The 18,061-nt window shown below is 71.6% G+C and carries 17 protein-coding genes and 1 pseudogene; 9 read left to right on the forward strand and 9 right to left on the reverse strand.

Annotated features, from left to right (window positions below; translation table 11 throughout):
• Nucleotides 1–5: 5 nt before the first annotated feature.
• The 5 genes and pseudogenes from pcaH to ACZ4FV_RS29075 all read left to right on the forward strand — a co-directional run bounded on the left by pcaH (nucleotide 6) and on the right by ACZ4FV_RS29075 (nucleotide 4,808).
• Complete coding sequence (pcaH, locus tag ACZ4FV_RS29055) at nucleotides 6–752, forward strand: protocatechuate 3,4-dioxygenase subunit beta (protein WP_465323643.1); 747 nt, start codon at nucleotides 6–8, stop codon at nucleotides 750–752.
• Nucleotides 749–1,333 (forward strand): protocatechuate 3,4-dioxygenase subunit alpha, encoded by a 585-nt coding sequence (gene pcaG, locus ACZ4FV_RS29060; protein ID WP_395864279.1) that lies wholly within the window; start codon nucleotides 749–751, stop codon nucleotides 1,331–1,333. The genes pcaH and pcaG overlap by 4 nt, the downstream gene beginning before the upstream one ends.
• Nucleotides 1,323–2,684, forward strand: coding sequence for a 3-carboxy-cis,cis-muconate cycloisomerase (pcaB, locus tag ACZ4FV_RS29065; protein ID WP_465323644.1), 1,362 nt, complete (start codon nucleotides 1,323–1,325; stop codon nucleotides 2,682–2,684). The genes pcaG and pcaB overlap by 11 nt, the downstream gene beginning before the upstream one ends.
• Nucleotides 2,681–3,822: pseudogene (pcaDC, locus tag ACZ4FV_RS29070) on the forward strand (bifunctional 3-oxoadipate enol-lactonase/4-carboxymuconolactone decarboxylase PcaDC). Before pcaB ends, pcaDC begins: the two are co-directional and overlap by 4 nt.
• A gap of 176 nt (nucleotides 3,823–3,998) precedes the next feature.
• On the forward strand, nucleotides 3,999–4,808 hold the full coding sequence (locus ACZ4FV_RS29075; RefSeq protein ID WP_465323645.1) for an IclR family transcriptional regulator: 810 nt from the start codon (nucleotides 3,999–4,001) through the stop codon (nucleotides 4,806–4,808).
• A 47-nt stretch (nucleotides 4,809–4,855) separates the two neighbouring features.
• Here the strand turns inward: ACZ4FV_RS29075 and ACZ4FV_RS29080 are convergent, their stop codons facing one another.
• Complete coding sequence (locus tag ACZ4FV_RS29080; RefSeq protein ID WP_395864269.1) at nucleotides 4,856–5,467, reverse strand: hypothetical protein; 612 nt, start codon at nucleotides 5,465–5,467, stop codon at nucleotides 4,856–4,858.
• A gap of 131 nt (nucleotides 5,468–5,598) precedes the next feature.
• The gene (locus ACZ4FV_RS29085) at nucleotides 5,599–6,285 is read right to left on the reverse strand and encodes a hypothetical protein (RefSeq protein ID WP_395864268.1); all 687 of its coding nucleotides are present in this window, start codon (nucleotides 6,283–6,285) and stop codon (nucleotides 5,599–5,601) included.
• Nucleotides 6,286–6,516: 231 nt separating this feature from the next.
• Here ACZ4FV_RS29085 and ACZ4FV_RS29090 point away from each other — a divergent pair, with 231 nt between their 5' ends.
• Nucleotides 6,517–7,692 carry a 4-hydroxybenzoate 3-monooxygenase gene (locus ACZ4FV_RS29090; RefSeq protein WP_395864266.1) on the forward strand — a complete coding sequence of 392 codons (1,176 nt, stop codon included), beginning with the start codon at nucleotides 6,517–6,519 and terminating at the stop codon, nucleotides 7,690–7,692.
• Between the two features lie 207 nt (nucleotides 7,693–7,899).
• Here the strand turns inward: ACZ4FV_RS29090 and ACZ4FV_RS29095 are convergent, their stop codons facing one another.
• On the reverse strand, nucleotides 7,900–8,475 hold the full coding sequence (locus ACZ4FV_RS29095; RefSeq protein ID WP_395864264.1) for a TerD family protein: 576 nt from the start codon (nucleotides 8,473–8,475) through the stop codon (nucleotides 7,900–7,902).
• A 240-nt stretch (nucleotides 8,476–8,715) separates the two neighbouring features.
• On the opposite strand from ACZ4FV_RS29095, the gene ACZ4FV_RS29100 reads away from it, so the two are divergent.
• On the forward strand, nucleotides 8,716–9,219 hold the full coding sequence (locus ACZ4FV_RS29100) for a flavin reductase family protein (RefSeq protein ID WP_395864262.1): 504 nt from the start codon (nucleotides 8,716–8,718) through the stop codon (nucleotides 9,217–9,219).
• Nucleotides 9,220–9,258: 39 nt separating this feature from the next.
• On the opposite strand, the gene ACZ4FV_RS29105 is transcribed toward ACZ4FV_RS29100, so the two are convergent.
• The 5 genes from ACZ4FV_RS29105 to ACZ4FV_RS29125 all read right to left on the reverse strand — a co-directional run bounded on the left by ACZ4FV_RS29105 (nucleotide 9,259) and on the right by ACZ4FV_RS29125 (nucleotide 13,281).
• Nucleotides 9,259–9,891: a response regulator transcription factor gene (locus ACZ4FV_RS29105; RefSeq protein WP_395864260.1), complete on the reverse strand. Its 633-nt coding sequence runs from the start codon at nucleotides 9,889–9,891 to the stop codon at nucleotides 9,259–9,261.
• Nucleotides 9,888–11,135, reverse strand: coding sequence for a sensor histidine kinase (locus ACZ4FV_RS29110; protein WP_395864258.1), 1,248 nt, complete (start codon nucleotides 11,133–11,135; stop codon nucleotides 9,888–9,890). The genes ACZ4FV_RS29105 and ACZ4FV_RS29110 overlap by 4 nt, the downstream gene beginning before the upstream one ends.
• Nucleotides 11,136–11,140: 5 nt before the next feature.
• A complete protein-coding gene (locus tag ACZ4FV_RS29115) occupies nucleotides 11,141–11,923 on the reverse strand; it encodes an ABC transporter permease (RefSeq protein ID WP_395864256.1) in 783 nt (260 codons plus the stop codon).
• A gap of 5 nt (nucleotides 11,924–11,928) precedes the next feature.
• Nucleotides 11,929–12,804: an ABC transporter ATP-binding protein gene (locus tag ACZ4FV_RS29120; protein ID WP_395864254.1), complete on the reverse strand. Its 876-nt coding sequence runs from the start codon at nucleotides 12,802–12,804 to the stop codon at nucleotides 11,929–11,931.
• A 120-nt stretch (nucleotides 12,805–12,924) separates the two neighbouring features.
• Nucleotides 12,925–13,281 (reverse strand): hypothetical protein, encoded by a 357-nt coding sequence (locus ACZ4FV_RS29125; protein WP_402239269.1) that lies wholly within the window; start codon nucleotides 13,279–13,281, stop codon nucleotides 12,925–12,927.
• A gap of 54 nt (nucleotides 13,282–13,335) precedes the next feature.
• On the opposite strand from ACZ4FV_RS29125, the gene ACZ4FV_RS29130 reads away from it, so the two are divergent.
• Nucleotides 13,336–14,391, forward strand: a complete 1,056-nt coding sequence (locus ACZ4FV_RS29130; protein WP_402239266.1) for a cupin domain-containing protein — start codon at nucleotides 13,336–13,338, stop codon at nucleotides 14,389–14,391.
• A 49-nt stretch (nucleotides 14,392–14,440) separates the two neighbouring features.
• On the opposite strand, the gene ACZ4FV_RS29135 is transcribed toward ACZ4FV_RS29130, so the two are convergent.
• Entirely contained in the window at nucleotides 14,441–16,708 is a 2,268-nt protein-coding gene (locus ACZ4FV_RS29135) for an ATP-binding cassette domain-containing protein (protein ID WP_402239264.1), read from the reverse strand.
• A gap of 454 nt (nucleotides 16,709–17,162) precedes the next feature.
• On the opposite strand from ACZ4FV_RS29135, the gene ACZ4FV_RS29140 reads away from it, so the two are divergent.
• Nucleotides 17,163–18,032 carry an AfsR/SARP family transcriptional regulator gene (locus ACZ4FV_RS29140; RefSeq protein WP_395864246.1) on the forward strand — a complete coding sequence of 290 codons (870 nt, stop codon included), beginning with the start codon at nucleotides 17,163–17,165 and terminating at the stop codon, nucleotides 18,030–18,032.
• Nucleotides 18,033–18,061 lie beyond the last annotated feature (29 nt).

Below are 18,061 nucleotides of genomic sequence, written 5' to 3' on the forward strand. Positions count from 1 at the left end.
CGCCCATGAACAGCCCACAACCGCGGCCCCTCGCCGCCCCGCACCATCCCGTCGGCGGATCCTCCCGTCGGCAACCTCCGCTCCGACTGCCGGAGTTCGACTTCGCCGCCTACAAGAGCACCGAACTGCGCAGCCCCCGACTGCCGTTGGTGCTCCCGCCGAGTGGCGACACCGAGCTCACCGGACCGGTGTTCGGCGTCGCCGACGTACACCCGCTCGACTTCGACCTCACCCGGCAACACGTCGGCGAACCGCTCGGCGAGCGGATCGTCGTCACCGGCCGGGTCCTCGACGAGTCCGGCCGCCCGCTGCGCGACCAACTCGTCGAGGTGTGGCAGGCGAACGCGGCGGGCCGCTACCGACATCGAGGCGACCGGCACCCGGCGCCGCAGGACCCGAACTTCACCGGCGCCGGGCGCTGCCTCACCGACGCCGAGGGCAACTACCGCTTCGTCACCGTCAAGCCCGGTGCGTACCCCTGGCGCAACCACCACAACGCCTGGCGTCCCGCGCACATCCACTTCTCGCTGTTCGGCACCGCCTTCACCCAGCGCCTGGTCACCCAGATGTACTTCCCCGGCGACCCGCTGTTCGAGTACGACCCGATCTTCAACTCGGTCCGCGACGACAAGGCGCGGCGCCGGATGATCGCCGCGTTCGACATGGACACCACCGAGAACGAATGGGCGCTCGGCTATCGGTGGGACATCGTGCTCGGCGGCGCGAGCGCCACCCCGACGGAGGATCGATGAACACCTGGCCGACCGACGCGAACGGCGGCACGCCGAATCGGGACGGCGGGCTCACCCCGTCGCAGACCGTCGGGCCGTTCTTCGGCTACGCGCTGCCCTACGCGGGTGGCCCGGACCTGGTCCCGGCGCACACCCCGGGCGCGATCCGGGTGCACGGGAGTGTGTACGACGGCGCCGGCGTACCCGTTCCGGACGCCGTCCTGGAGATCTGGCAGGCCGACCCGGCGGGCCGGCTGCCGCGCGCGCCGGGCTCGTTCGCGCGCGACGGCGCCACGTTCACCGGGTGGGGGCGCGCGGCGGTGGACCGGCTCGGGAGGTACGCGTTCACCACGGTGCGGCCCGGCGCGCCGAGCGCCGACGCGAATCCGTACCTGGCGATGTCGGTGTTCGCGCGCGGCATGCTGCGCCGGGCGGTCACCCGTGTGTACTTCCCCGAGGACGACCGCCACGCGGACCCGCTCTTCTCGGTGGTTCCGGCGACGCGGCATGAGACGCTGATCGCCGTGCGGGAGGAATCCGGTTCCTACCGCTTCGACGTGCACATCCAGGGCGAGCAGGAGACCGTTTTCCTTGCTGTTTGACGCTGAGTTCGACGCCCCTTCGTTCGACGCCGGACTGCTGGAGCCGGTCCGGGCCGGGACCGCGGTCGAGGCGGTCACGAGCGACGCGGCGCACCTGCGGGCCCTGCTCGACGTCGAGGTCGCGCTGGCCCGGGCGCAGGCCCGGATCGGGCTGATCCCGGCCGGCTCCGTCGCGGCGATCGAGGCGGGCTCCCGAGCCGGGTTCGACCCGGTCGACCTGGCCCGCCGGGCGCGTGGCGCGGGCAACCCGGTCGTCCCGCTGGTGCACGACCTGACCGCGGCCGTCCGGGCGATCGACCCGGTCGCCGCCGAGTACGTGCACCTGGGCGCGACCAGCCAGGACATCGTGGACAGTGCCGCGATGCTGGTGGCCGCCCGCGCCCTGGAGGCGACCCTGCCCGACCTGGCCCGGACCGCCGCCGCGCTGGCCGACCTCGCCGAGCGGCACCGGGACACGGTGCTGGCGGGGCGCACGCTGGGCCGGCACGCGGTACCGACCACCTTCGGGCTCAAGGCCGCCGGGTGGTGTGTTCTGGCGACCGACGCCTACACGCGCACCCGCGCGGTGCGCGCCGCGCTGCCCGCGCAGCTCGGTGGCGCGGCGGGCACGCTGGCCGCGTTCGGCGGGCACGGGATCGCGCTGCTCGCGCCGTTCGCCGCCGAGCTCGCGCTGGCCGAACCGGTGCTGCCCTGGCATACGCTGCGCACTCCGATCCTGGACCTGGCCGGCGCGCTCGCGCAGGTCACCGGCGCGCTGGGCAAGTTCGCCGGGGACGTCGTGCTGCTCGGGCAGACCGAGGTGGACGAGGTGGCCGAACCGGCCGGCGCGGGCCGGGGCGGCTCGTCCGCGATGCCGCACAAGCGCAATCCGGTGCTCTCGGTGCTGATCGTCTCGGCCGCCCGGCAACTGCCCGGGTACGTGTCGACGCTGATCGCGTCGATGGCCGGCGCCGAACACGAGCGCCCGGCCGGCGCGTGGCACGCCGAGTGGCAACCGCTGCGCGCCGCGCTGCGGCTGGCGGGTGGCGCGGCCGAGACCGCGGCCGAACTGGCCGAGGGGCTGGAAGTGTTCCCGGACCGGATGCGGGCCGACCTGGAGCTGACCCGTGGGCAGATCGTCTCCGAACGGCTGGCCGTCGAGTTGGCCGCCGAACTCGGCAAGGAGGAGGCCCGGCGCCTGCTCACCGACGCGTCCCGGACCTCGGCGCGGACCGGCCGAGACCTTCGTGATCTGCTGGGCCCGTTGGACGAGGCGGTTTTCGACCCGGCCGCCTACCTCGGCTCGGCCCCGGCCCTGATCGACCGGGCGCTCGCGCACCATCGCACCGTGTTCCAAGAGAAGGACCAATGACGATCGCCACGCTCAACCACCGCTTCGACGGCCCCGCCGACGCCCCGGTGTTGATCCTCGGCCCCTCGCTCGGCACCGAACTGGGCATGTGGGACGCGCAGATCCCGGAGTTGTCCCGGCACCACCGGGTGCTGCGCTACGACCTGCGCGGGCACGGCACATCCCACCCGGTACCGGGCACGGCCTCGGTCGGCGACCTGGTCGGCGACGTCCTCACGCTGGCCGACTCCTACGGCGTCAAGCAGTTCGCGTACGCCGGCGTCTCGCTCGGCGGCGCGGTCGGCCTGTGGATGGGCGCGCGTCATCCCGAGCGGCTGAGCGCGCTGATCGCGTGCTGCACGTCGGCGCGCTTCGGCGAGCCGCAGGCGTGGCTGGACCGGGCCGCGACGGTGCGGGCGCAGGGCATGCGGCAACTCGCGGACACCGTGATCCAACGCTGGTTCACGCCGGAGTACGTCGAGCGCGAGCCGGCCGCCGTACAGCGGATCCTGGACATGCTGTACCGGTGCCCGCCGGAGGGCTACGCGGGCTGCTGTGACGCGCTGGCGCACTACGACCTGCGGGCGGAGCTGGGCCGGATCACCGTGCCCACGCTGGTGATCGGCGCGGAGCGGGACCCGTCGACGCCGCTGGAGCACGCTCGTGAACTCGCCGCCGGGATCCCGCACGCGAGGTTGGTCGAGGTCGCCGACGCGGCGCATCTGGCGAACATCCAGCAGGCCGACGTGGTCGTGTCGGCGATGCTCGCGCACCTGACGGCGGTGCGCGCGTGAGCCACGGGGAGGGTATGCGGGTGCGCCGCGAGGTGCTGGGCGACGCGCACGTGGATCGGGCGGTCGCGGGGACCACCGAGCTGACCGCCGACTACCAGGATCTGATCACCCGCTACGCGTGGGGCGAGATCTGGACCCGACCCGGCCTGGACCGGCGCACCCGCAGCTGCGTCACGCTCACGGCCCTGGTCGCGCACAACCACATGGACGAGCTCGCGATGCACCTTCGCGCGGCGCGGACGAACGGGTTGAGCTGGGACGAGATCAAGGAGGTGCTGCTGCAGACGGCGATCTACTGCGGAGTGCCGGCCGCCAACAGCGCGTTCGCGGTGGCCCAACGGGTGCGGACCGAACTCGGCGAGTAGACGGGCGGGGCGGCGGAACCCGCTGCCGGCCGGATCCCGTCGCGCGGCCGGATCTCGTCGCGCGGCCGGATCTCGTCTTTCGGGCGGGTCGGGATTTGGTGCGGTCGGGGGATGTGGGTTCCACTGAATGGAAGTCCCCGACCGAACGAGAAGTCCTCGACCCCGGAGGTGTGCCGATGACGCCCGTCACCGTGGCCGGCAAGGTGATGGCCATTCTCGGGGCGTTCGCGGCGGGGGACGGGCGGTTGACGCTGACCGAGGTGTGCCGGCGGGCCGATCTGGCCTTGGCGACCGGGCATCGGCTGGTGGCCGAGTTGGTCGGCGGGGGGTTTCTGGAGCGGCTGGACGACGGGACGTACCGGGTCGGGGTCAAGCTGTGGCACATCGGTACGCAGGCCCATGCCGCGACCGACCTGCGGGATCTCGCGTTGCCGCACATGGAGGACCTGTACGAGGCCACGCACGAGAACGTGCAGCTCGCGGTGCTGCGCGACGGCAAGGCGCTGTACCTGGAACGGCTGCGCGGCACCCGGTCGATGCCGATCGTCACCCGGGTGGGCACCGAACTGCCGCTGCACGCCACCGGGGTCGGCAAGGTGCTGCTCGCGTACGGGCCGCGGCGGCTGCGCGAACGGGTATTGGCCGAGCCGCTCGCCGCGCACACGGCGCGGACCATCACCGATCCGGTTCGGCTGCGCGAGTGCCTGGCCGAGGTCCGGCGTACCGGCGTGGCCACCACGTCGGGCGAGATGACCGTGGGCGCGCACTCGGTGGCGGCGCCGATCCGGGATCGGCACGACACGGTGGTCGCGGCGCTGTCCCTGGTGACCGGACGCCGTACGGCCGACCTGCGGCGGCTGATCCCCAGCGTGACGACCGCGGCGCGGGCGCTGTCGCGGGATGTGGCGCAACACTGGACCGGGAGCGGGGACATCGGCGGGGACGCGGACATGAGGGCGGGCGGGGATTGCCACCCTCGTGGGTGACACTCCCCGCCCGCTCAGCCCGCTCGGTGTGATCCGCGTGGACGTGGTCAGAGCTTCAACATGCTCTGCAGGAAAGTCCGGTACTTGTGCAGCGCGAGCCGCAACTGCTCGGTGTCCCCACCGGCCGTGCGCTTGGCCTCTTCCAACTCGGCGCGCCTGGTCCGGATCGAGTCGGTCACCAGCTTGGTGACCTGCTCCGCGATGTCGTCCGCGTCCGAGACCGCGTCCGAGGGGCTGTCCACGAACCCGGCGAGCGCCTCGCGGAACCGGTGGTTGAGGTCCTCGGCGGCGGCCCGGTCGAACATGGCCGCGTCGGCGTCGTCGTGCGCATCGCCCCGGGTGCGGCGCTTGGCGGGGTCGGCGTCGGACGCGGTCCGCGAGCCGGCGGACGCGGGCGGGCTCGTCGGCACGGGCGGGGTGTCCCGGCCGGTACGAGGCGTCGGGTGCACCGTGGTGCCATAGGGCTCCGCCTGGTCGTGCTGCTGGTGCGGCAGGACGCGGGCGGGTGGTTCGGAGGGACTGTCCACGCTCGGGCCGGGGCCGTCGGTGACCCGGGCCTGGCGGGCGGCGCGGTCTCGTTCGTCGCGCTCGACGACGGGTGCGTCGTCCCGGCCGGGACCGGCAGCGCCCGGCCCATTCGGGAAGTTCTGCTTGCGCATCGGTGTGGTCCTCTCGTCCGGTACGACGGATGTCGCGCCGCTACTCGGGGCGTCCCGATCGGGACGCCCCGGGTGGATCCTTCGGGGCGGCTCGGCCGACGTGGCGTCGGCCGAGCCGAAGATCGGGATGATCAGCGCTGGTCGGGCTTCGAGACGTCCAGACGCGGCGCGTTCGCCTCACCCGGAGCGGCCTGCCATTGATCGGTGCGCCCGTCGTGCGCGCCGTCGCGCGTGTCGGTGGGCGCGGCCGAGGTCGGGGTGGTGCCGGCGTGACGCGGCTGATAGGCCTGCCCGAGCAGGTCGTCGAACAGGGCGCGGTGGTGGATCATCGCCTGTCGCAGATCCTCGGTCTGGGCCTCGCCGGCCTCACTGCGCCGGGCGATCTCGTGTGCCTTGCGGTAGTGGTCCAGCGTGTGCCCGTGCTCGACGGACAGCAGTTCCATCCGCTTGTCGTGTGCGCCGGTGGGGTAGCCCCGATCGCGCATCAGGCGGGTGATCAGCTCGTCCGCTTCCTGGACCGCGTCGTCCGGGGTATCGACGAATCGCTCCTGGACCGCGGTCCATTCGATGGCGTAGCGCTCGCGCGCGGCCGGCTCCAACGGCTTGAGGGTGAGTTCGCTGTGCCGGCGCTCGCGCTCGGCCAGGTTGCGCTCGGCCTCGCGCCGGTCGCCGTACTGCTCCACGGCCCGGTCGTATTCGGGGCCGAAGCGCTCCTTGAGGTGCCTGCGCCGCAACATCGGACGGCCCGCGAAGACGGCCGCAGCGGCGAGGACGACGACGATCACCACGATCAGGATGACGGTCGCTGTCGTGTTCACGGGGACTCCCAGATGGGTCGGGTCTCGGATCGTGCCTTTCGGTCGAACAGCGGACGAACTCCATCTTTCGGAGGTTTCCGCTCGTGCTCGGCATCTCATGCCTTGCCGGGTCCGGCGGGACCAAACTCCGGTGGGGGAGCGGGTTTCCGGTCACCGGAAGGCGAGGACGCCCGGCGTGTCCGCGATGGGCGACCCTGGGCGAATCGGTACGGCGGCGTGAGGAGCGGGCGGATGCGGACACGGGTCGCGATCATCGGTGCGGGGCCGGCGGGACTGCTCCTGTCGCAACTGCTGCACAACCGCGGGATCGACTCGGTGCTGCTGGAGGCGCGCGATCGGGAGTACTGCGAGCAGCGCCAGCGCGCGGGCATGCTGGAGCAGGCCACGGTCGACGTGTTGCGCGAGGCCGGCGCGGCGGATCGGCTGGAGCGCGAGGGGCTCGTGCATCACGGGATACACCTGCGCTTCGCCGGCGAGAACCGGCACATCGACTTCCCGAGTCGGACCGGTGGCAGGTCGGTGACGGTCTACGGGCAGACCGAGATCGTCAAGGACCTGATCGCCAAGCGGTTGGACGAGGGCGCGCGGCTGTACTTCGACGCGCCGGTGACCGCGATCGAGGGCATCGACGGCGACGCGCCGCGGATCCGGTTCGTCCGGGACGGGGTCGAGGAGACCCTCGACTGCGACTTCGTCGCGGGTTGCGACGGGTTCCACGGGGTCTCGCGGCCGGCGATACCGGCCGACGTGCTCAGGACCTACGAGCGGACCTACCCGTTCGCGTGGCTCGGTGTGCTGGCGGACGTCGCGCCGTCCACCGACGACCTGATCTACGCGTACAGCGAGCGCGGCTTCGCGCTGCACAGCATGCGGTCGGCGCGGGTGAGCCGGCTCTACCTCCAGGTGGACCCGGACGCGGACCTCGCCGACTGGCCGGACGAGCGGATCTGGGCGGAGCTGCGGGAGCGGTTGGCGCTGCCGGGGTGGAAGCTCGACGAGGGGCCGATCAGCGATCGGGGCATCACGCCGATGCGGAGCTTCGTGGCCGAGCCGATGAGTTTCGGGCGGCTGTTCCTGGCGGGCGACGCGGCGCACATCGTGCCGCCCACGGGGGCCAAGGGGTTGAACCTGGCGATGGCGGATGTGCGGGTGCTGGCGGACGCGTTCGGGCGGTGGTTCGAGAGCGGGGCGCGGGAGGGGTTGGACGCGTACAGCGAGACGTGTCTGCGGCGGGTGTGGCGGGCGGAGCACTTCTCCTACTGGATGACCACGTTGTTGCACCACGATTCGGGCGCGAGCGCGTTTGATCGGCGGGCGCAGGTTGCGCACCTTCGGTATGTGGCGGATTCGTCGGCGGCGATGGACTCGCTGGCGGAGAACTATGTCGGGTACACGTGGGCCCAGTGAGCCGGGTTCGCCTCATGCGCCGGCGGGGCTATTTGGCCTCAAGCGCCGGCCGGGCTGGTTCGCCTCAAGCGCCGGCGGGGCTGATTGGCCTCAAGCGCCGGCCGGGCTGGTTCGCCTCATGTGCCGGCCGGGCCTGGGGTTTGAGTGGTGGTGGGTGGGTGTGCGAACGCCGGCCGGGGTGGCCGGCCGGCGTTCGGGGGTGTGGGGTCAGACGCTTACGCCGAAGTCCTTGGCGATGCCGGCGAGGCCGGAGGCGTAGCCCTGGCCGAGGGCGCGGAACTTCCAGTCGGTGCCCGCGCGGTAGAGCTCGCCGAAGAGCATCGCGGTCTCGGTGGAGGCGTCCTCGGAAAGGTCGTAGCGCGCGAGTTCGACGTTGTCGGCGGCGTTCAGCACGCGGATGAACGCGTTCCGGACCTGGCCGAACGACTGCTTGCGGTTGTCCGCGTCGTAGACCGAGACCGGGAAGACGACCTTGTCGACGTCCGCGGGCAGTTGCGCGAGGTTGACCTTGATCTGCTCGTCGTCGCCCTCGCCCTCGCCGGTGCGGTTGTCGCCGGTGTGCTCGACGGTGCCGTCCGGGGTCTTCATGTTGTTGAAGAACACGAAGTGCTGGTCGGAGTAGACCTTGCCGGCCGCGTTGACCACGATCGCGCTCGCGTCGAGGTCGAAGTCCTCGCCCGTGGTCGTGCGCAGGTCCCAGCCGAGGCCGACGACGACCGCGGTCAGGCCAGGGGCCTCCTTGGTCAGGGAGACGTTTCCGCCCTTGCTCAGGCTCACGGCCATGGGTGTTTCCTTCCAGAGGATGTATGACGTCGCGGACGACGCTACTGCTACTGATCCGGACGTGCAGCAGGCACGCCTAAGTTCCCGAACACGCCGAAAGGGGCCGTCAAGGTGGCGGTGATCACGGGGCGGAAGTCGGCACGAGGTTATTGACGGTTCGTCAGTTCCGCCGTTCAATGGCGAACACAAACAGGGATATGACTATTAGTCATATCCAGCTTTCGACCTCTGGGGGCTGCCATGTCCAGCGCAACGACGCCGTCGGCCGGGATCGATCAGGCGCGGATGCGCCAGGTCATGGGCCACTTCGCCACCGGCGTCACGGTGGTCACGGCGATCGACGACGACGTCCCCGTGGGCATGGCCTGCCAGTCGTTCACGTCGTTGTCGCTGGAACCGGCGTACATCTCGATCGCCCCCGCGCTCACCTCGACCACCTATCCCCGGATCCGCGCGGCCGGCCGGTTCGTGGTCAACATCCTGGCCGAGGACCAGCAGGACGTGTGCCGCGCGATGGGTCGCAGCGGCGGCGACAAGTTCGCGGGCGTCGACTGGACGCCCGCCGGCAACGGCGCGCCCCGCCTGGCCGGCGCGGTCGCCTGGATCGAGTGCGACATCGCGCACGAACTCCCCGGGGGCGACCACGTGATCGTGATCGGCGCGGTCACCACCCTGGACCTGCCGCGCGACACCGCCCCGCTGATGTTCCACAAGGGTCGGTACGCGCGCCTGATCGCCGGCTAGCCGTACCCGCCGGACAGTCGACCGCTCGGCCGGCCGCGCTCACCGGCCGGCGTCGGGCAGCAGCCCGTCCGCCATGGCCACCGTGACGGCGGCGGTGCGGTCGTCGACGCCGAGCTTGTTGAACGTGCGCAGCAGGTGCGTCTTGACCGTGGCTTCGCCGATGTACAACTGCCGCCCGATCTCGGCATTGGTCATCCCGCGCGCGACCAGCCCGAGCACCTGCGTCTCGCGCGGGCTCAGCGGGTCGCGGACCGGCGTCTTCAGCCGGGTGACCAGCTTGGCGGCCACGGGCGGCGCGAGCACGGTCTCACCCCGCGCGGCGGCCCGGACGGCGGCGGCCAACTCCACCCGAGGGGTGTCCTTGAGTAGATAGCCGGTCGCGCCCGCCTCGACCGCGCGCACGATGTCGGCGTCGGTGTCGTACGTGGTCAGGACCAACACGTGGACCCCGGGCAACTCGCGGACGATACGCCGGGTCGCGGCGACCCCGTCGGTGCCGGGCATCCGCAGGTCCATCAGCACCACGTCGGGTCGCAGTTCGGCGGCCCGGTCCACGGCCTGGGCGCCGTCCTCGACGGAACCGACCACCTCGAAGTCGGACTCGGCCGCGAGCATGCCCGCCAGACCCTCCCGGACCACCGGATGGTCGTCGGCGATGAGCAGCCGGATCACCGAGGTACCTCCACCCGTACGGTCGTGCCCCGGCCGGGCGCCGAGACCACCTCGACCTCGCCGCCGACCTGTGCGAGCCGCGCCCGCATTCCGGGAAGACCGTATCCCCCCTTTCCCGGTCCGGGGTCGAAGCCCCGCCCGTCGTCCACCACGGTCAGCCGGGTGGCGAACGGACGATAGGCCAGTTCCACCGCCACGGAAGCGGCCTCGGCGTGCTTGCGGACGTTGGCCAGGGACTCCTGAAGCACCCGGACCAGCACCACCTGGACCGTGGAGGACAGCTCGTGCTCGGCGCCGGTGACGGTGAACGTCGCGGCCACGTCCAACTCCTCGCCGAGTCCGGCGACCGTACGACCGAGCACGTCGGCGATCGGCTCGGCCCGGTCCGTGCCCTGCGCCGGCCCCTGGGCGGCGACCAGCGCGCGTGCCTCGGCCAGGTTGTCCCGGGCCACCCGCTCGGCCAGTTCCAACCGCTTGCGGGTGGCGGCGGCGTCCGAGTCCACGGTGATCCCGGCGGCCTGCAGCAACATCAGGATGCTGGTGAAGCCCTGCGCGAGGGTGTCGTGGATCTCGCGCGCCATGCGCTCGCGCTCGACCCGCACGCCCGCCTCGTGGTGCGTCTCGGCCAGTTCGGCCCGGGTCGCCTCCAACTCGCGCAACAACCGGCCGCGCTCCTGCACCTTGTCGGCGAGCCAGTTGATCAGCCGGGCCATCAGATAGCTGAACGCGAGCACGATCGCCATCTCGACCAGGATGCCGACCACCCTGCCGTGCTCCCAGTGCGCCTGCCGGGCCTGGAGCGCGCCGTTCATCCCGAAGAGGTAGACGCTCGCCAGCATGGCCGGGAGCATTTTGTCGATGAACGTGAAGGTCAGCGGCACGAGCACGTACATCAGCCCGATGCCGTCGGGATCGACCAGGCTGAGCGCGGTCACCCCGGCGTAGGCGAGCACCAGGTGGGCCCGGCCGCGCCGGTCCCAGCCGGTCGGATCGATGCCGGGCGGGAGCATCACCCAGAACGACACCGGCAGCACCACGAGCACCGCGATGCACCACGGCGGGCGCTCCGCGCCGAACTCGGCGGCGGTGATCGCGGCGAGCGCGATGTACGCGTAGCGATAGGCGGTGAGCAGCTTGCCGCCGAAGAGGGCCTCCTCCTCGTCGGGCAGGACGGAGGCGGGCTTGTCCGACGCGCCCGCCGCACCGATCGCACCCGCCCCGCCGGTCGCATCCGTGGGGTTCACCGTGTTCACCGTTCGTTCCCGCTCCACTCGAAGGTCCGGATCCACACGACCAAGGCGATCACACCCCACGCGGCCAGGACCAGCGCCACCCGACCGGGTTCCCAGGTGCCGGCCGGTTCGACCGCCCGGAAGTCGTCGGGCAGGAACACCGAGCGCATTCCCTGGGTGAGCCACTTGAGCGGGAACAGCGCGGCGAACCGCTGGACACCGTCGGGCAGCTCGTCGAAGGGCACGAAGACTCCGGAGACGAACTGGAGCGCGGTGAAGGGCAGGATGATCAGCGCGCCGTTGGCCCCCTTTCGCATCAGCCCGCTCGCCGCGAGCCCGAGCAGCGTGGCCACGGTCACCCCCAGGACGAACACCCACGCGAAGGTCAGCCACCGCGAGGGGTCGTGCGGAAGGGTCAGATCCAGCCACGAGACGCCGACCACGAGCAGCACCGCGACCTGGGTCAGGCTGACCAGGAACACCTGGACGATCTTGCCGAGCAGATAGGCCGCCGGCGGCATAGGCGTCCCGCGCAAGCGCTTGAGCGTGCCGTCGTGTCGCTCGGCGGCGACCGAGAGCGCCAGCCCCTGGAAGCCGGCCGAGACGATGCCGACCGCGATCATCCCGGCCGCGTGCAGTCGGCTCTCGGATACGTTCGTGCCCTCCACGGTGCCGCCGCCGATGACGCCCAGCAGCACCAGTAGCAGGACCGGCATCCCGAAGGTCACCGCCATCTGTTCGCGCTGCCGGGCGAACTGCCTGAGCTCCAGACGGGAGCGCTCCACAACGATCGCCGACATCGACATCACGCGGCTCCGATCAGGTCGAGGTAGACGTCCTCGAGCGAGGGGCGGGTGACGGTCAGCTCCGGTACCTCGCCGCCGTAGCGCGCGGCCAGCCGGGCCACGTCGGCGGTCGGTTCGGCGCTTTCCACCGTGTGCGTGCCCTCCGCGTCGCGCCAGCGCAGCACCGCGCGGGCCAGATGCCGGCCGCCGAGCCGCTCGGGCGAGTCCACATCCACGATCCGGCCGTCCCGGATCACCGCGACCCGGTCCGCGAGGTGCTCCGCCTCGTCCAGGTAGTGCGTGGTCAGCAGGATCGTCGTGCCGGCGTCGCGCAGGCTCGCGATCAGCGACCAGAACCGGCGACGCGCCTGCGGATCGAACCCGGTGGTCGGCTCGTCCAGGAACAGCAGCTCGGGTCGGCCCACGATGCCCAGCGCGACGTCGAGCCGGCGTCGTTGACCGCCGGAGAGGGCACCCGCGCGGGTGTCCCGCCGGTCGGTCAGCCCGACCGCCTCGATCAGCTCGTCGACATCGCGCGGCCTCGGGTAGTAGCACGCGAAGTGCCGCACGCTCTCCCGCACGGTCAGCCCGGAGACGTCCGCCGACTCCTGGAGCACGATGCCGATCCGGGCCCGCCAGCGCACGCCCGCGCTCGCCGGATCACAGCCCAGGACGTCGACCTCGCCCGCGTCGCGCGAGCGGTGGCCCTCCAGGATCTCGGTCGTGGTGGTCTTGCCCGCGCCGTTCGGGCCGAGCAGCGCGAGGATCTCGCCTGTGCGCACGTCCAGATCGAGCCCGTCCACCGCCGGTCGCCCGCGATAGCTCCGGCGCAACCCCCGCACCGTGATCGCCGCTTCGCCGCGCCCTCGGGCCGGGTCCGTTCGCTGAATCGTCATGGCTCGACGATCTCGGGTGCGGGGTGGGCGCCGGGACGTACGAACGACGGACGCGGCCTGTCCATCGAACGGTGGACAGGCGGCGCGCGATCGGGCGGGTACGGTCTCGCGGGACAAGCTTCAACCGACCCGGGCGGGCTCGACCCGGCCGGAATTCGCCGGCGCCGGCGAAGCGTCCTCGACCGCCGGTCGTGGATCCGGCATGCGCAGCGCGCACAACAACGCGAGCACCATCAACCCCGCGGCGCCGGCGAACACGACATCCCCGCCGGTGACGAACGCACGTACCGCGTCCACCTGCTCGGCCGGCGCCAGGTGCGCGATCGCGGAAACGGCGGTGGCCGAGGCGGAGCAGGCCTTCGCGCAGTCGGCCGACGGGCCGGCGGGCTTTTGTCCGGGCAGGCGGGAGCCGTACCGCGCGGGCGGGTGTTCATCGTGCCGCGCTGCGGATGTGATTCCTGCCGCAGTCCACGGCAATCGGCCGGTGGCACCATGGCAGGACCGGGGGAGTCGCTCGTGAAGGGATTTCGGATGACTGTGCAGTCGCAGGCGGCGGCGGATCGAAACCCGACCGGAGGGCCGGCGGCCGCGCTCTTCGATCCCACCGCGGCCGCGCCGCCCCTGGTCGACGTGGCCCGCTTCGGCTTCGAGGGACCGCTTGCCGCGACCGCCGCCGCGTGGTCCGAGGACGCGGTCTACTGGGAGTACACGAAGGCGGCCAATCCGATCGGCGCCGGCTACACGACGCCCGTTCCGGTGGAGCGCTTTCCGGCCGAGTTGCACACCGGCGGCGAGACCCGGGTGGTCCCGCTCGACTTGGCCGAGCCGATGCGGATCGCGGGCGGTCCGGCGACCAGCCCGGCGCTGCTGGCCAACTTCGTCCGGATCAACGCGGGCGACCGACTCGCGGTGCGGCCGAACGCGACGTCGCAGCTCTACTACGTGATGTACGGCCGGGGCATGTCGCTGGTCGGCGGGCAGGCGGTGGAGTGGGAGAAGGGCGACTTCCTGGTCCTGCCGGACCTGGGCGAGATCACCCATCACGCCGCACAGGACGCGGTGCTCTATTGGGTGCACGACGAGCCATTGCTGCGCTATCTCGGCGTCACCCCGAACCGGGCCCGGTTCCGGCCGACCAAGTTCTCCCGGCATCGCGCGGTCGAGGAACTCACCCGGATCGCCGAGGCGCCCGGTGCCAACGCCAAGAACCGGGTCAGCGTGCTCCTGAACACGATCGACCAGGACCAGACGCTGACCGTCACGCACACCCTGTGGGCGATGTTCGGCCTGCTCCCGGTGGACCAGATCCAGCGCCCGCACCGGCACCAGTCGGTTGCCCTGGACCTGATTCTGGACTGCGAGCCGGGCTGCTTCACGCTGCTCGGCGACCGGTTGGACGAGCGCGGCGAGATCCTCGACCCGCAGCGGGTGGACTGGGAGCCGGGCGGCGCGTTCGTCACGCCGCCCGGCAAGTGGCACGCCCACCACAACGAGTCCGGCAGCCCCGCGCACCTGATCCCGATCCAGGACGCGGGGCTGCAGACCTACCTGCGCAGCCTGGACATCCGCTTCAGCGACCGACGGTAGGGCGGGCGGGCAGGCGACCGGGGCCGGGGCCGGAGGGTACGGCTTCCGGCTACCGGTCGGTTGCGTTCCGGTCGAGGTTGCGGCGGAGGAATTCGCCGGTCAACGAGTGTTCGGCGAGCAGGAGTTGTTCGGGGGTGCCCTCGAAGACCACCGTGCCGCCGTGCTTGCCGCCGTCCGGGCCCAGGTCGATCACCCAGTCCGCGCGGCCGACCACGTCCAGGTTGTGCTCGATCACCAGGAGCGTGTTGCCGCCGTCCACCAGCCGGTCCAGCAGCGCGATCACGGTGTCCACGTCGGACATGTGCAGGCCCGTGGTCGGCTCGTCCAGCACATAGACACTGCCGGTCTTGTGCAACTCGCCTGCCAGCTTGAGCCGTTGCCGCTCGCCGCCGGAGAGCGTGCTGAGCGGCTGGCCCAGCGTGACGTAGCCCAGGCCGACCTCGACGAGCGCGGCCAGGTGGGGCCGGATCCGCTTCTCGGTGAAGAACTCGTGCGCGTCCTCGACGGTGAGCGCCAGCACGTCGATGATCGACTTGCCGCGCAGCGGGTACTCCAGCACCTTGTCGTCGAAGCGGCGGCCTTCGCAGCGCTCGCAGATCGTGGTCACCGGGTCCATGAAAGCCATCTCCACGGTGACCGACCCGCGTCCCTGGCAGGCCTGGCAGGCGCCCGCCGAATTGAAGCTGAACAGGCCCGGCTTCTCCCCGCTCGCCTTCGCGAACAGGGCCCGGATCGGGTCCATGATCCCGATGTGACTGGCGGGAGTGGAGCGGGAGTTGGCCGCGATCGCGGCCTGGTCGATGACGATCGTGCCGGGGTGCGCGGCGGTGAACACCTCGGACACCAGGGTGCTCTTGCCGGAGCCCGCGACGCCGGTGAACACGGTCAGTACGCCGGTGGGGATGTCCACGTCGACGTGCTTGAGGTTGTGCAGATCCGCGCCGCGCACCGGGATGTGCCCGGTGGGGCTGCGGTAGTCGGTCTTGACCACCGTGCCCCGGTTCAGGAAGCGGCCGGTGAGCGTGTCCGACTCGATCAGTTCCTTGACCGTGCCCGCGAAGACCAGTTCGCCGCCGTGCGACCCGGCGTGCGGGCCCATGTCGATCACATGGTCGGCGACCGCGATCACGTCCGGGTCGTGCTCGACGACCAGCACGCTGTTGCCCTTGTCCCGCAGTGCGACCAGGAGTTCGTTCAGGCGGTGCACGTCGCGCGGGTGCAGGCCGACGCTGGGCTCGTCGAAGATGTAGGTCATGCCGGTGAGGCTGGAGCCCAGGTGGCGGACCATCTTGAGCCGCTGCCCCTCGCCGCCGGACAACGTCGAGGTCTCCCGGTCCAGGCTGAGGTAGGACAGGCCGATGTCGACGATCCGCCGCAGCGCCGCGGAGGCCGCCGCGGCGACCGGGCCGCCGATCGGGTCCTCGATCCGGGCCAACACCTCGATCAGTTCGCCCACTTCGAGCGCGCAGTAGTCGGCGATATTGAGTCCGTGGATGCGCGCGGCGAGTACGGCCGGGTTCAGGCGGGCGCCGGCGCAGTCCGGGCACGGCCCCTCGGTCAGGTAGGTCTCCACCGTCTCACGGGTCTTGGCGCTGAGCGAGGACGTGTCGCGGTTGAGGTAGAGCCGGTCGAAGCGGGTGTACAGGCCCTCGAAGGTCACGTTGGCCGTGCCGTCCGGGGTGACCCACTTGAACTTGATCACCCGATCCGGGTCGCCTCGGGTGAGCAGCGCGAACTCGGCGTCGGTGTAGTCGGCGATCGGCTTGTCGTTGTCGAACAGGCCGGATGCCTGGTAGAGCCCGACGGCCAGCAGGCCGAGCAGGAACGCGCCGTCGTTGATCGACTTGGACCGATCCAGCAGGCGGGTGTAGTCGGCCCGTACGGTCCGACCGATGCCGTCGCATGTGGTGCACATGCCGCCGGGGTCGTTGAACGAGTACATCCCGGGCGTGCCGGCCGAGGGCTCGGCGACGCGGGAGAAGAGCACCCGCAGGAGCGGGTTGATGTCGGTCATCGTGCCGACCGTCGAGCGCGAGTTGGACCCGATCGGCTTCTGGTCCACCACGATGGCCGGGGACACGTTCTCGATCGCGTCGGCGTGCGGGCGCTCGTAGCGGGGCAGGAACTTGCGCTCGAACGCCGAGAAGGTCTCGTTGAGTTGCCGCTTCGACTCGACGGCGACGGTGTCGAAGACGATCGAGGACTTGCCGGATCCGGACGGACCGGTGAAGACGACGATCCGGTTCTTCGGGATGCGCAGCGAGACGTCCTTGAGGTTGTTTTCGCGCGCGCCGGTGATGACGATGTCGTTGATCATGCGGCTCCGTAGCTCTTCGGCTCTTCGATGGCGGACCACGGCGGGTGTCCGGATCGGACCGGACCGCGTAGGTGCGGGTGGGGAGGGGACGCGGCCGGGTCCGGCAGACTACGGGATGGCACCGACAACGCGGGTGGCCGACCGGTGGGGGCGGGCCGACGGCGTGCGGTGGGGCGACCGCGTTCGGCGGGGCGACAGAGCCGGGTGAAGCGGCGGAGCCGGGCGGCGGCCGGCCACCCGAGGACTCATCCGGATCGTGGCGAGATCGGTCGGGCAACGCGTTCCTTCGAGCCGGCCGCCGAACCCGGGCGGGCCGTAAAGAGCCTGAGGGTCCCTCGTCTCGGCGCGAGAACGGAACCCGATGTCCTGAGGTTTCGTCACTTTCCATATGACGAGGGGGATTCCGTCGCGCGGGCAGGTTGGGGAGCCACCGCGCAACGATGAATCGGGGGGCTTGTCCTTCCACGTGTTGGGGCCGACCCGCGTTTTGGGCCCCGACGGGAGCGAGTTGAACATCGGGCCGAGGCGGCAACGGGAGTTGTTGACCCTGTTGTTGCTGCGGCCCGGAGTGGCGGTGCCGATGGACCGGCTGGCCGAGGAGCTGTGGAACGGGCGCCCGCCGCCCGGCGCGCGATCCACGTTGCACGCGTATCTTTCCGGCCTGCGCCGGGTGTTGGAACCGGGGCGGCGGGCGCCCTTTCGGATATTGACTACGCGCGATGACTCCTACGCCCTGGAGGTGCCGGTCGGGGGGCTGGACACCGGCCGGTGGCGTCGGCTGGCCGAGGCGGCGCGTGCCGCGAGTGCGGCGGGGGCGTACGGCCGGGCCGACGAACTCTTCGGTGCGGCGGTGGCGTTGTGGTCGGGTGACCCGTTCGCCGAGTTGGTCGATCACGAGGTGGCCCAGGCCGAACGGGCGCGGCTGGCCGAGGAGCGCGCGGGCCTGTCGGAGGAGGCGGCCGAGTGCCGACTCGCGCTCGGCGCGCACGCGTCGGTGATCGGCGACCTGATGGTGTTGGTCCGGGAGTATCCGCTGCGCGAGCGGCCGAGGGCGCAACTGGCCCTGGCGCTGTACCGATCGGGCCGACAGGCGGAGGCGCTGGCGGTCTTGGAGGCCGGTAGGCGGTTGTGCGCGGAGGAGTTGGGCCTGGATCCGGGGCCTCGGCTGCGCGAACTCCAGGCCGCGATCCTGCGACAGGATCCGGCGCTGGCCGGACCCGAGCGGAGACCGGCGGCCTCGGTGTGCCGGGGCCGACGCGGAGTCGTCGTCGGACGACTGCGCGTCCCTTGCCCACACCGGGATTCGTCGCACCGGCGCTGGTAGCGGCTGGGCGGGGCGCCGATCCGGCGCCC

Source organism: Embleya sp. NPDC025285 (assembly GCF_055558835.1).